Origin of the sequence: Pseudoduganella aquatica (genome assembly GCF_009857595.1) — a bacterium.
Taxonomy (GTDB): domain Bacteria; phylum Pseudomonadota; class Gammaproteobacteria; order Burkholderiales; family Burkholderiaceae_D; genus Rugamonas; species Rugamonas aquatica_A.
The window spans coordinates 41,835-54,912 of sequence record NZ_WWCU01000015.1 but is presented as its reverse complement, the minus strand read 5'-3'; the positions used below and the strand labels follow the sequence as shown (position 1 = coordinate 54,912).

General features: G+C 62.3%; 13 protein-coding genes. 1 reads left to right on the top strand and 12 read right to left on the bottom strand.

What is annotated here, in order from left to right:
* Window positions 1-7: 7 nt before the first annotated feature.
* From GTP77_RS14730 to GTP77_RS14705, 6 genes are all read right to left on the bottom strand, one after another.
* On the bottom strand, window positions 8-643 hold the full coding sequence (locus tag GTP77_RS14730) for a pyridoxamine 5'-phosphate oxidase family protein (RefSeq protein ID WP_161072910.1): 636 nt from the start codon (window positions 641-643) through the stop codon (window positions 8-10).
* 13 nt (window positions 644-656) lie between these two features.
* Window positions 657-1,337 carry an isochorismatase family protein gene (locus tag GTP77_RS14725; protein WP_161072909.1) on the bottom strand — a complete coding sequence of 227 codons (681 nt, stop codon included), beginning with the start codon at window positions 1,335-1,337 and terminating at the stop codon, window positions 657-659.
* A gap of 10 nt (window positions 1,338-1,347) precedes the next feature.
* Window positions 1,348-2,247, bottom strand: a complete 900-nt coding sequence (locus GTP77_RS14720; protein ID WP_161072908.1) for an alpha/beta fold hydrolase — start codon at window positions 2,245-2,247, stop codon at window positions 1,348-1,350.
* A 1-nt stretch (window position 2,248) separates the two neighbouring features.
* Window positions 2,249-2,983: an alpha/beta fold hydrolase gene (locus GTP77_RS14715; RefSeq protein WP_161072907.1), complete on the bottom strand. Its 735-nt coding sequence runs from the start codon at window positions 2,981-2,983 to the stop codon at window positions 2,249-2,251.
* Entirely contained in the window at window positions 2,980-3,960 is a 981-nt protein-coding gene (locus GTP77_RS14710; RefSeq protein WP_161072906.1) for an alpha/beta fold hydrolase, read from the bottom strand. The genes GTP77_RS14715 and GTP77_RS14710 overlap by 4 nt, the downstream gene beginning before the upstream one ends.
* A 216-nt stretch (window positions 3,961-4,176) precedes the next feature.
* On the bottom strand, window positions 4,177-4,821 hold the full coding sequence (locus GTP77_RS14705) for a response regulator (RefSeq protein WP_187358728.1): 645 nt from the start codon (window positions 4,819-4,821) through the stop codon (window positions 4,177-4,179).
* A 309-nt stretch (window positions 4,822-5,130) separates the two neighbouring features.
* On the opposite strand from GTP77_RS14705, the gene GTP77_RS14700 reads away from it, so the two are divergent.
* The gene (locus GTP77_RS14700; RefSeq protein WP_161072905.1) at window positions 5,131-6,663 is read left to right on the top strand and encodes an alpha-L-fucosidase; all 1,533 of its coding nucleotides are present in this window, start codon (window positions 5,131-5,133) and stop codon (window positions 6,661-6,663) included.
* On the opposite strand, the gene GTP77_RS14695 is transcribed toward GTP77_RS14700, so the two are convergent.
* From GTP77_RS14695 to GTP77_RS14670, 6 genes are all read right to left on the bottom strand, one after another.
* Window positions 6,660-8,864: an OsmC domain/YcaO domain-containing protein gene (locus tag GTP77_RS14695; protein WP_161072904.1), complete on the bottom strand. Its 2,205-nt coding sequence runs from the start codon at window positions 8,862-8,864 to the stop codon at window positions 6,660-6,662. The genes GTP77_RS14700 and GTP77_RS14695 overlap by 4 nt on opposite strands.
* A 62-nt stretch (window positions 8,865-8,926) precedes the next feature.
* On the bottom strand, window positions 8,927-10,066 hold the full coding sequence (locus GTP77_RS14690) for a tyrosine-type recombinase/integrase (protein WP_228892530.1): 1,140 nt from the start codon (window positions 10,064-10,066) through the stop codon (window positions 8,927-8,929).
* A 139-nt stretch (window positions 10,067-10,205) separates the two neighbouring features.
* Window positions 10,206-10,625, bottom strand: a complete 420-nt coding sequence (locus GTP77_RS14685) for an organic hydroperoxide resistance protein (protein WP_161072902.1) — start codon at window positions 10,623-10,625, stop codon at window positions 10,206-10,208.
* Between the two features lie 55 nt (window positions 10,626-10,680).
* Window positions 10,681-11,604, bottom strand: a complete 924-nt coding sequence (locus GTP77_RS14680; protein WP_161072901.1) for an NmrA family NAD(P)-binding protein — start codon at window positions 11,602-11,604, stop codon at window positions 10,681-10,683.
* Between the two features lie 53 nt (window positions 11,605-11,657).
* Window positions 11,658-12,119, bottom strand: a complete 462-nt coding sequence (locus tag GTP77_RS14675; RefSeq protein WP_229202197.1) for a MarR family winged helix-turn-helix transcriptional regulator — start codon at window positions 12,117-12,119, stop codon at window positions 11,658-11,660.
* 42 nt (window positions 12,120-12,161) lie between these two features.
* The gene (locus GTP77_RS14670) at window positions 12,162-13,067 is read right to left on the bottom strand and encodes a LysR family transcriptional regulator (RefSeq protein ID WP_161072900.1); all 906 of its coding nucleotides are present in this window, start codon (window positions 13,065-13,067) and stop codon (window positions 12,162-12,164) included.
* Window positions 13,068-13,078: the final 11 nt, after the last annotated feature.

Genomic DNA, 13,078 nt, shown 5'->3' with positions numbered 1-13,078 from the left:
TGATCTCCTATCCCGGTGGCGCGCCTCCAGGGCCAAATCTCGCCTGCAATGCGGCGTTTTCCCGCTCCAACTGCGCAATGCGCTCACGGAGCGGTTGAGCCACGGCGGCAATCTGCGTTTCGGTGTAACGCCTGGTGATGTGCTGGGGGCAGTTCCAATCGAATGCCTGCAGCCGCAATCTGAATAGCCGTTCCGGCTTCGCCCCGTAACCCTTGTCTAGCACGCGTTCTGTCAATTGCGGTTCGGCATCCAGCGCCAACGTCTCCGCGTGGACGTAAATTTTAAGCCGGGCACGCCGGGCGTAGTCGACCAGTATCATGCAGGCACGGTCATGGGCTTTGACATTCCCCGTGCTGATGTATTGCCGGTTGCCCCGGTAATCGGCGAAGGCCAGGGTCTGGTTGTCGATCATCTTCAAGAAACCGGGAGGGCCGCCGCGGTGCTGGACGTAAGGCCAGCCGGTTTCCGAGACCGATGCCAGGTACAAGGTATCCTGCTGCGCGATGAACCCGGCTTCCTGCTCGGTGAAGCGATCGAAGTCGCGGTGTCCTTCGAAGTCCGCCCAGAGGTGATCCGCACCCATCTCGGCCTGCGCAGCACGCACCGCCGGCGTGCGCGCGATATCCATAAATCCGTATGCCATGGCGGCCGCCTCCCTAAGCATTGTCTCTGGCGGCTTGCTGCGCGCGCGCATAGCTCTCCATCACGGCCGCATAATTGGGCGCGGCCAGCGCGTACAACTGCGCCAGCTCGGCCGCCTCCGGACGCGCCCAGGTACGATGCATTTCAGACAGCAGGGCGTTGGTACTGGTTGGCTTGACGCCGCCCTGTACGAAGCGGGCCAGCGAGACGCGGGACGCCATCTCGCTGGGGTCGCCGGAGGCGTCGATGACGGCGTATACATCGTAGCCCGCAGCGACGGCGTCGAGCGCGGGAAACATCACGCAGACACTGGTCCATACGCCCGCCATGACCAGCGTCTTGCAGCCGGTCGAGCGGACCCGTTCAACGAAGTCTTCATTGTCCCAGGCGTTCACTTCGCACTTGCGCGGTACGTAGACGGCGTGCGGCGCCAGCTCGTGGATCTCCGGCATCAGCGGGCCGTTGCTGCCTGCGGGCTCCGAAGCGGTGGTGATGACCGGGATCTTCAGCAAAGTGCACAGCCGGGCGATCATTGCCACGTTGCGCCGCAAGTCGGCCACCGGGATATCCTTGACGGTCTGGAACAGGCCGGACTGGTGGTCGAGCAACAGCACCACCGTATCGGCGGGATTGAGGAGGCGGGCGCCGCCGCCAGTGGCCCGCACGCTGGTTTTTTCGGTTGAAATAGCTTGCATGTGATTCTCCTTAGTTGGGTAAGTGCCTGTGTAAGTGCCGTCCGAGGAATTGGCGGATGAGCGGTACCATCTCGTCCGCCTTGTCTTCCAGGGCGAAATGCCCGGTGTCGAGGCGATGCAGTTCCGCCTGCGGCAAATCGCGCCGGAAGGCTTGCGCCCCTTCCGGCAGAAAGATGGGATCGTTGATTCCCCATAAAATCAGCGCGGGCGGTTGAAAGTTCCGGAAGTAGTCGTGGAACGCGGGATACAAGGCGACGTTGGTCCGGTAGTCGTACATGATGGCGAACTGGATCTCCTCGTTACCCGGACGGTCAAGGAAAAACTGGTCATGTATCCAGGCCGCTGGATCGATGCGGGCCACGTCCCGCACCCCCGCCACATACTGGAAGCGGGTGGCCGCCAGCTTCAGGAAGGGCCGCATCGCGTCGCGATTCGCCGCGCTGTTGTCGGCCCACAGCGCACGTGTCGTGGCCCAGAAATCTCCCATGCCGGCCTCATACGCGTTGCCGTTCTGTATCACCAGCGCCGACACGCGTTCGGGATGCAGGAGTGCCAACCGAAAGCCGACCGGCGCACCGTAATCCATCACGTACAGGGCGTACTGCCCGGCGCCCAGCTGCACCAGCAGCTGATCGATAATGTCCGCGAAGGCTGCGAAACTGTACGGGAACTCCGCCGGCGGCGGCATGTCCGACAGGCCGAAGCCTGGCAGATCCGGCGCAATCACGCGATATTGGTCGGCCAGCGCCGGGATCAGGCGACGGAACATATGCGACGAACTTGGGAAGCCATGCAGCAGGACCACGACCGGCGCATCGGCAGCCCCGGCTTCACGGTAGAAGACCGTGAGGTCGCCGACCTTGTTCGAGCGGTGGTAAGTCACTGGAGGGAAGTCCGGGGAGGCGCTCATATCAGGCCTCCGGCTTGGTGGCGCACTCGATGAACGCCGCCACTTCGCTTGGCCGCGCCAGCATCACCGCGTGACTGCTCTCCAGCTCCACCACCCGGGCACCGGCCCTGTCGGCCATCCGGCGCTGCGCGCTGGGCGGTATCATCAGGTCATCCGTGGCGATCAGATAATGGACCGGCTTATTGCGCCACGCCGCAAGCGTCACTTGCCCGGTGACGGCGCCGAGTCCCCACGGCACTTGCGAGGCCGCCATGAAGCGCGTGCGCTCCACACCGACGTCCGCGCCAAAGGCCGCTGGAAAGCGCGCGGGGTCGACCATCAGGAAGCCATCCTGCGGCGCCAGCACCGGCGCCGTGGCCTCGCCAGCCTCGACCGGATGCTGGTTCAGTGACGCCACCGACTCGCCCACGTCCGGGACGAACGCCGCGAGGTACACCAGCGCCAACACGCTCGGATTGGCGCCGGCCTGGGTGATGACGGCGCCACCGTAACTATGGCCAACGAGCACCACCGGGTGGCGCGCCTGTCCAATGACGCGCTCGGTCGCGGCCACGTCGCCCTCCAGTGTGATCGTCGGGTTTTGCACCACCAGCACCTCGTAGCCGCGCGCCGAAAGGATCGCGTGGACCGCCTGCCAGCCGGAGCCATCGACGAAGGCGCCGTGCACCAGCACGATCGACACAGGTGCCGCCGGCGTTACGCCGGGCGATGAATTAATCGCGCCGCCCTGGCTCATTTCGCATCCTTGCAGACCTTGCGGTCGAGGAAATTGTGGATCAGCGGCGCCATTACGTGCAGCTGGTCTTCCAGTGCAAAGTGGCCACTGTCCAGGATGTGCATTTCAGCCGCGGGCAAGTCGCGCAAGTAGGGATGGGCGCCTGCTTCGGGGAATATCTTGTCGTTCTTGCCCCAGACGATCAAGGTCGGCGGCTTGCGCGCACGGAAGAAGGCCTGGAAGTCCGGATACAGCGGCAGGTTGGTGCCGTAGTCGAGGAACAGGTCGAGCTGGATCTCGCGGTTGCCGGGCCGGTCCAGCAACGCTTGGTCCACCATCCAGTTGTCGGGGCTGATGCGGGAGACATCGCTCATGCCGTCGGTGTACTGGAACTTGGTGATCGGCAGCGTCACCAGGTTAGCGATCGCCTCGCGGCGGGACTGCGAGCCATCGGCCCAGTAGGCCTTGATCGGATCCCAGAATGCACCCAGGCCCTCGACGTAGGCATTGCCATTCTGGACGACCAGCGTCTGCACGCGCTCGGGATGCTTGATCGCCATCCGGTAGCCGACCGGGGCGCCGTAGTCCATCATATACATGCTGTATTTCTTGACGCCGAGTGCCACCGTCAGCTTATCGGTAACATCCGCCAGGTTGGCGAAGGTGTATTTGAACTTCGAGCGGTCGGGCGAGTCGCTTTGGCCAAATCCGGGAAAGTCCGGCGCGATTACGTGGTAGCGGTCGGCCAGCAGCGGGATCAGGTTGCGGAACATGTGCGACGATGTCGGGAAGCCATGCAGCAACAGCAGCACCGGTGCGCCGGCTGGCCCGGCTTCACGGTAGAACACATTGATACCGTCGATATTTGCCGTCTTGTAGTGAATCACGGGCACCGCCCGCGCAGCCGTAGCCGACGCTACTTTTGGGCAGGCGTCCTGTGCAAATACCGGGTTGCCCGATACCAGGCAAACAAGGGCCAACAAGCTGAGTTTGTTCATGATTTCTCCAAAGTGGGGTGGGGGAGTAGTGCACGAAAGCAGGCAGCGGGAGCCGCTTTCAGATAATCAGCTTGCCTGATTTAATTGCCGCCGGACCGTGCCGGGGAAAAGATTGCGCCGCGTTTCCCCCCCGAAAAGGGGGGCCTTCGGCGCAGGGCGCGCAGCGCTACCTCGATGGAGGTAGGTGCGCCTACCGCATTGTGCAGAGGCACGCGGTCAGAGGCTGAGGATGCCCCGTTCCAGGGCGATCATCACCGCATGCGCGCGGTCGCGCGCCTCCAGTTTAAAAAGGATGCTACTCATGTGGCCCTTGACCGTTTCGCAGGATAAGCCCAGCGCCGCAGCAATCATTGGATTGGAGTTGCCACGTGCCACCAGCTTGATGACATCGACTTCGCGCGAAGTGATTGCATTGCCGCCGCGCGTGCCGGTCAGCGCGTCCTGCAGCGACTGCGGAATGCAACGCCCGCCACGGTGGACGCTACGTAGCGTTTCAAGCAGGTTCTTGCGTACCGTGCTCTTGTAGATGACGCCGACCGCGCCGGCCTTGATGGCGCGTGTCGCATGCATATCGCCGTCCAGCGTGGTCAGCACCACGATGCGCGCGGCCGGAAATTCAGCACGGATGGCGGAAATGACTTCGACCCCGCCCATGTCTGGCATTTGCAAGTCCATTAGCGTGACAGCAGGGCGCAACTGGCGGTACATTGCGATCGCGTCGGCACCGCTGCCGGCTTGCCCGACCAGATAAAGATCGGGTTCGGCGTTAATAACGCTGGCGATACCCTGTTGGAACAGCGGGTGGTCGTCCACGGTCAGGATCGAGATCGGCAGCGGATGAATGGGAGTGGTCGGGGTCAAGGTAGACGTAGTTAGTTGATACTAAAAGCAGCCTACAACAGGGCTGGTTTTGTTTCAATCTCTCGAATGCCTAGTTGAAAAGCCGATGGCGGACTGCGTATCCAGGGAAGGCCCCAACCGATCGCCGAACATGACATTTGACATAATATAGATTATGCGAATTATCGGATCAGCACACCCGGTGGTTTATGCCGCTTGAAATCGATGCGGACTTCCGGATTTTCATCGCATTTTTGTTGTCCGCAATAGCAACCGCAGGTTAAATACGTGATAACGTTAACACTCCACCTTAACCAAACCAAACGACTCATGGACTTTTCCCAACGCCTACGGCTGGGGGCCGCCTTGCTTTGCTGCGGCCTGAGCGCCGCCAACTCCGTCCACGCCCAGATCACCGATGCCAAAGCCCAGCATGGCGCGATCGGCATCGTTGAAGACTTCAATCCGGCCCCGCACTCCAGCCATCCCGATGCACAATGGTTCGGGCAAGCCGGTTTCGGCCTGTTCCTGCACTGGGGCGTCAGCAGCGTCTTCGACGCGCGCGGACAGCGAGTCGGCGACTTGTCGTGGCCCATGATGGTCGGCGCCTGGAAGAACAAACAGTTCAACGATCCAAAGGATCAGGAACGCATCATCCGCGAAGCCGACTGGAACTTCGACGGCAAGCCGCCCGTCATTACGCCCAACGCGTATTGGGCAGCGGCCAGGGACTTCAATCCGGACAGATACGATCCAGACAAATGGGTCGCTGCGGCGAAAGCGGCCGGATTCACCTATGTGGTGCTGACCACCCGCCATCACGAAGGCTTTGCGCTGTGGCCCAGTGCGTATGGCAATTTCAACACTAAAAACTACATGGGCGGACGCGATCTGGTGCAGCCCTTCGTCGAAGCCTGCCGGAAGTACGGACTGAAAGTCGGCCTCTATTACTCTCCCCCGGATTGGTATTTCGACCGCGAGTTCACGAATTTCATGTACTACGGCACCGCGCGCCTGAATCCCTGGCTGCCTGAACTCGATGCGGATCTCAAGCCGCGCAAAACAATCAAGACCAAGGAAGAAAAAGCCCGGCACCTGGTGGAATACAACGCCATGGTCAAAGGCCAGGTTGAGGAATTGCTCACGCGTTACGGCAAGATCGATATGCTGTGGTTCGACGGCGCCATTCCCGCGCCTGAGGGCGACGCACCGCGCCTGACGCAGGCACGTGTGCGCGAACTCCAGCCCGGCATTGTGCTTTCGCCGCGCTACTTCCACGACGGCGACTTCGTCACTTTCGAAGGCCCCACGCTCAAAACCAGCCAGATCGCGCGCAAGCATTGGGCCGAATGGTGCACGACATGGACCAAGGGGTGGGCCTATAACGACGCGCCGTTCTACGCCAATGGCTACGAACTGGGCAATCTCGCGCTTGCCAGGTCGCTCAATATGAACTTCCTGATCGGCGTTGGCCCGGATGCGCGCGGCGAACTGCACCCTGAGGCATACCGGAGCATGGCCGAGGTCGCTGGATGGATGAAGCTGAACCGGCCAGCCGTGCAGGCCGCCGCATTGCCGGAGGGCGAAAAGGCCAATGTGCCCGCCACCGCCGCCGGCAAGCAGCGCTTCCTGTTTGCGGTGCCCGAGTTCAAAAAGGAAGACCGCGCGCTCGATTCCGACCTGGTCCCGGCGGTTGACAAGGACCTTGTGCTGAATGGCCTGGCCGCCGCGCCGCTCACCGTGGTGCTGCTAGGCGACGGAAAGCCGGTAAAAAGCGCGTTCAAGGACGGAAAGCTCACCGTCCACCTGCCCGCAACCCGCCGCAGCAAGTTGCCGGACGTGGTTGCGGTGCAGCTGCCTTAACGCGATGCTGCCGCCGCCTTGGCGCGGGCGGCGTGCAGCTTTTTGTAGCTGTCGATCAGGCGCTCGTGGCGCTCCAGGCCTTCCAGCTTCATGCTGGTTGGCGTCAGGCCGTAGAAGCGCACGCTGCCGTCCACCGAGCCCAGCACCGCGTCCATGCGCTCGTTGCCGAACATGCGGCGGAAGTTGACCTCGTAGTCTTCCAGCTCAAGGTCGTCGTCCAGCTCGAGTTCCAGCACTACGTTGAGCGCCTGGTAGAACAGCCTGCGCTCGACCGTGTTGTCGTTGTACTGCAGGAAGGCTTCCACCAGTTCCTGCGCTTCCTCGAACTGCTGCAAGGCCAGATGGATCAGCAGCTTCAGCTCCATGGTGGTTAGCTGGCCCCAGACCGTGTTTTCGTCGAACTCGATGCCGATCAGCGTCGCGATGTCGCCGTACTCGTCCAGTTCACTGTTCTCCAGGCGGTCCAGGAGGGCTTCCAGGCTGGCTTCGTCCAGGCGGTGCAGGTTCAAAATATCGGAACGGAACAGCAGCGCCTTGTTGGTGTTGTCCCAAACCAGGTCTTCCACCGGGTAGATTTCCGAATACCCTGGCACCAGGATGCGGCAAGCCGTGGCGCCCAGGTTGTCGTACACCGCCATATAGGCTTCTTTGCCCATGTCCGCGAGGATGCCGAACAAGGTTGCGGCCTCTTCGGCATTCGAGTTCTCGCCCTTGCCGGAAAAATCCCATTCCACGCAGTCGTAGTCGGCTTTGGCGCTGAAGAAGCGCCACGATACGATGCCGCTTGAATCGATGAAGTGTTCGACGAAGTTGTTCGGCTCGGTCACGGCGTTGCTGGCAAAGGTAGGCCGTGGCAGATCATTCAGGCCCTCGAAACTACGGCCCTGCAGCAATTCCGTCAGGCTGCGTTCCAGCGCCACTTCCAGGCTTGGATGCGCGCCGAAGGAGGCAAACACGCCGCCCGTGCGCGGGTTCATCAAGGTGACGCACATGACCGGGTAGGTGCCGCCCAGCGACGCGTCCTTCACCAGCACAGGGAAGCCCTGTTCTTCCAGGCCGCGTATGCCGGCCAGGATGCCGGGGTATTTCGCCAGCACTTCCTGCGGTACGTCCGGCAGCGCGATTTCGCCTTCCAGGATCTCGCGTTTCACAGCGCGTTCGAAAATCTCGGACAGGCATTGCACCTGCGCTTCGGCCAGCGTATTGCCGGCGCTCATGCCATTGCTGACGAACAGATTTTCGACCAGGTTGGACGGGAAATAGACTTCCTTGCCGTCGGAAATACGCACATACGGCAGCGAACAAATGCCGCGTTCCGTATTGCCGGAGTTGGTGTCGATCAGGTGCGATCCGCGCAGTTCGCCGTCCGGGTTGTAGATTTCAAGGCTGTATTCGTCCAGGATTTCCGGCGGCAGCGCATCTTTGCGGCCAGGTTTGAACCAGCGCTCGTTCGGGTAATGCACAAACTCCGCGTGGGCAATGTCTTCGCCCCAGAACGAGCCGGCGTAAAAGTGGTTATTGTTCAGGCGTTCGATGTATTCGCCCAGGGCCGACGCCAATGCGCTTTCCTTGGTTGCGCCTTTGCCGTTGGTGAAGCACATCGGCGAATGCGCGTCGCGGATATGCAGCGACCACACATTGGGAATGATATTGCGCCACGACGCGATCTCGATCTTGATGCCCAGGCCAGCCAGCACCGACGACATATTGGCGATGGTCTGCTCCAGCGGCAGATCCTTGCCCAGGATGTAGGTGCTGGCGTCGGTATCCGGCTTCAGCGTCAGCAGGGCCTGCGCATCGGCGTCCAGGTTCTCGACTTCTTCAATGATGAATTCGGGGCCTTGCTGCACCACTTTTTTCACGGTGCATCGGTCGATGGAGCGCAAAATGCCCTGGCGGTCTTTGGCGGAAATATCCGCCGGCAGCTCGACCTGGATCTTGAAAATCTGCTGATAACGGTTTTCCGGATCAACGATATTGTTCTGCGACAGGCGGATATTTTCAGTCGAAATATTGCGCGTGTCGCAGTACAGCTTCACGAAATAGGCGGCGCACAGCGCCGACGAAGCCAGGAAATAGTCGAACGGGCCAGGTGCGGAGCCATCGCCTTTATAGCGGATGGGCTGGTCGGCAATCACCGTAAAATCATCGAATTTGGCTTCCAAACGAAGCTTATCGAGAAAGTTGACCTTAATTTCCATGGGGGAGTTCCAATAGTGTTCTGTGAATTGGGCACCATTATAGGCTGCCGGCCGGTTTGCGGCTAAGGCTGCTCGGCCCTTTGGCCGCTCACCGAGGCCATGATTTCGTCGTGGCGCTGGTTGTCGGTCTTGTGCAGATAGGCTGCGGTGGTGGCGATGCTGGCGTGGCCGGCCGTGTCCTGCAGGGTCTTGAGCTGCACGCCGTTGTTGGCGTGGTTGGTCAGCATGCTGTGCCGCAGCCAGTGCGCGGACGCCTGCCTCAGCGTGGCCGCCATGTCGCTGTCGCCTTGCGCCGCCGCCGCGCCGGCCGCCGCTGCGAACACGGCTTTGAGCGCGTTGGATGCGGCTTCGTCGGTCAGACGCGCCGGCTCGCGGCTGCGGCTGGACAGCACCAGCGGCGTGGTGTCGGCGCGGCCGGATTGCGGCAGCATGCCGTAGGCCTGGCGGTAGGCGCGGTAGGCGTCCAGCAGCTCGGGCGGCACTGGCACGCGGCGCGGCTTGTTGCCTTTGCCGAGCAGGTCCAGCCACCAGCGGCCGCCGCCTTCGGTGTACAGGTCGCCCATATTCGCGCTGACGATTTCGTTCAGGCGCGCGCCGGTGTGCGCATAGGCCAGCAGCAGGAACAGGTCGCGCGCGCGGCGGCGCATTTCGGACGGCAAATCGGCGGCGCGGCTGGCCACGGTCGACAACGCCAGGCCGATCGCATCCTGGCTCAGATAGCGCGTAATCCGGCTGCCGCCGCGCGTCTTTACATGCTTGACCAGGGCGCCGGGATCGCGCCGCAGATAGCCTGTTTGTTCGGCAAACGCCATCAGCCCCTTGACGGCGATCATGGCCTGGCGCCGGCTTGGGTCCGACAACGGCCCGGTGAACGGCCTGTAGCGCGGGTCCGTGCGTGGCCATTTGGTGGTGGAAATCCAGTCCGGCGGCGGCTCCCGCAGGAATTCCTTGTAGGCGTTCAGGTCCGCCACTTGCAACTGCCGCAGCGACTTGCCGGCTTCCTCGCGGCACCAGGTCAGGAAGCGGAACAGCTCTTTTTGCGTGTTGGTGCGGGATTTGGCGCTGAGCTCACCGTGGCCGATGAATTCGCGCGCAATTTCGCTGTCCGTGCGCGCGTCCGTCAGCGCATCTTCCGGCATTTCACGGTAAGGATACAAATCCGTTCGCGGGGCCTGCCCGGTCAGCGGTTCCAGGTTGATCAAGGAAAATTTACTGGTCATAAACACAGTATAACATACAGTATTTTGTACAGTATTCTTACTCGACAATATAAACAGTAATCTCGAGTTTAATATTTTCCGAAATCGGACCGGAAGCCGTGGCCTCCGGTCCGGGCATGCATCAGGCCAGCGTGGTCTTTACATTGGTGCTGGCGTACAGCGCTTTCGAGTACGGGCAAGTCGCGTGCGCGCGGTCGATAATCTTCTGCGCCACTTCCCTGTCCACGCCCGGCAGGCTCACGTGCAGGCGGGCTTGCAGCTGGAAACCTTCATCGCCCTTGGCCAGGTCTACTTCCGCGTCGACTGCGGCGCCGGCCGGCACGGCCAAGCCCAGCTCGGCGCTAGCCTTCCCTATCGCGCCCAGATAGCACGCGGACCACCCCGCCGCCAGAAGCTGCTCGGGATTGGTCCCCTCCCCCTTGGACCAGGGCGCGCTCAGCTTCACGTCCAGGCGGCCGTCTGAGCTGCGCGAGGCGCCGTCGCGCCCGCCGGTGGTGCGGGTCTTGCCGGTGTACAGTACTTCCTGAATCTTGTTGCTCATGGTGATGTTCCAATATTTTGAAAGTTAAGTGGATGCTGCTTATTCCGCAGTGGGTTTATCCCTGCGTGAATTCTTTTGCGTGGCTGCGGACAAAGTCGCGCGCGCCCATGGGCTCCTGCCCTGTCAGCTGGAAGAAGTCGCCGCTCATGCGGTCATAGCGCCCTTCCAGATGCAGTTCGGCCATCACGCCCAAGTGGCTCAACAAGTGCTGCGGCACGCCCAGGCCGCGCAGTTTGTCGGTCCACGCCGCCACCGGCACGTTCACATAGCTGATGGTGCGGCCCAGCGCCGCGCTGAATTCGTGCGCGTACTGCTGCAGATCCAGCGATTCGGGGCCGGTCAGGTTGTAGATGCGGCCGACGTGGGGCGCAGGGTCCGCCAGTATCACGGCGGCGGCGCGCGCCACGTCCACGGCGGAAATGGGCGAGGTTTTGCTGCTGCCCAGAGGCAGAACCAGCTGGTCGCGCTCTTTCACGCCGGCCGCTGCCAGACGCAGGAAGAATCCCTCGAAAAACACCGTCGGCCGCAGCGTCACCACCGGCAAGCCGGACCATGCCAGCGCCTGCTCTGCCAGCCAGTGCAGCTTGTGCTGCGGGCTGCCGGTGGTTTCGGTGATGCTCATCTGGGATACCGTCATCTGCGAAATATTGACAACGGCTTCCACGCCGTGATGGCGCGCCACCGCAGCCAGGTTGACCGTCGCTGCCAGGTAGTCCGCCGAAACCGACATGCCGAAGTAGATGCGCGCGCAGCCTTCCACCGCGCGGTGCATGTCGTCCAGGCTGGTCAGGTCTCCCACCACCACTTCGGCGCCGAGCTGCCGCAGGGCTTCCGCGCGCTCGTCTTCCCGCCGCACCAGTGCCCGCACTTTGTGGCCCTGGGCCAGCAACATGGCCGTGAGATGGCGGCCAATGGCGCCGACGTCGCCCGCAGCGCCTGTTACCAGTATGGGTTTGCCCTGCTGCGCTTGCGTGTTCATGACTGCTCCTTCCTTATGGTGTAGATACACCATTGTGGGTAAAAAATGAAAAACTACTCCGGCGGCAGGCTGTCCGCCACGCTAACCAACGACGCGGCCCCCTCCTCGCCCAGCAAACGCCGGGCCTTTGCCTGCGCGGCTCGCCAGGCCGGGCCTGCCGCATGCAGGAGCGCGCGGCCCGCCGGGGAGATCAGGATGGGCCGGCTACGGCCGCTATCCGGCGTCACCTCCTCCGCCCAGCCCTCGTTCAACACCACTTGCAGGTTGCGGGTGGATGTGGAGCGCTCCTGGTGGCTGGCGCGCGCCAGGTCCGCCCTGCTCGCGCCCTTCATGCGCGCAATCCGCACCAGCAGGGAAAACTGCGACGAAGTCAGGCCATGGGGCCGTAACTCGCTGTCGTAAATACTCGTGATGACGCGGGAAATCGTCCGCGTCCGCGTCAACAGGCAATGGGCGACCACGTCTTCCATCAGACTGGCGTCGGCTTGCGGTGTGGAGGCGGTGTTTTTCATCATGAAAACCAGTATGGTGCAGATACACCATACTGTCAAGCGAATTTAGTTGGGCGACGATTCGGTCATCAGCTCGGCCACCCAGTCGATAAAGGCGCGCACCGTGGGCGACAAATGGCGGTTCTGCGGATACATGACGGAAATGGGCACGCGCGGCGACTGGTAGCCCGTCAGCAGCGGCATCAGCGCGCCGGACAGTATGTGGGGCCGCAACAGGTAGGATGCAGTGCAGATCAGGCCCAGCCCCTGCAGGCCCGCCTGCACATAGGTGCTGGTGTCGTTGGTGGACATGCGGCTCTTCACCGGAACGCTGATGGTGGAATGGCCCTCGCTGAACACCCAGTCCATCTCCCGGCCCGTTCGGCCAAGCAGATAGCCCACCGCATGGTGGTCCTGCAGGTCTTCCAGCGTCTGCGGCGCGCCGTATTGCGCAATATAGGACGGCGCGGCGCACACGGTCCAGCCGAAGCTGGCAATCCGGCGTGCCACCAGTGACGTGGAATCCTCGGGCTGGCCGGCGCGGATCACGCAGTCTATGCCCTCTTGCACCAGGTCCACCGGCCGGTCGCTCACGGTGACGGCGATCTGCACCTCCGGATAGCGGTCCAGGAATTGCCCTACCGACGGAATCACGAAGTTGCGCGCGAAAGACGGCGTCATGTCCACCCGCAGCTTGCCGCGCGGCCGGCCCACATTGCCCGCAAAGCCGGACTCCACTTCATTGAGTTCATCCAGCAGGCGGCGGCAATGGGCGTAGTAGATGCTGCCGTCGGGCGTGAGGCTGAGGCGGCGCGTGGTCCTTTGCAGCAGGCGCACGCCCAGGTGCGACTCCAGTTCCTTCAGCGCGCGCGTGACTGTCGACGGCGGCAGAGACAAGCCCTCGGCGGCCTTGTTGAAGCTGTTGACTTCCACAACCCGCACAAACATGCGCATGGCTTCCAGCCTGTCCATTCCCGCTCCCG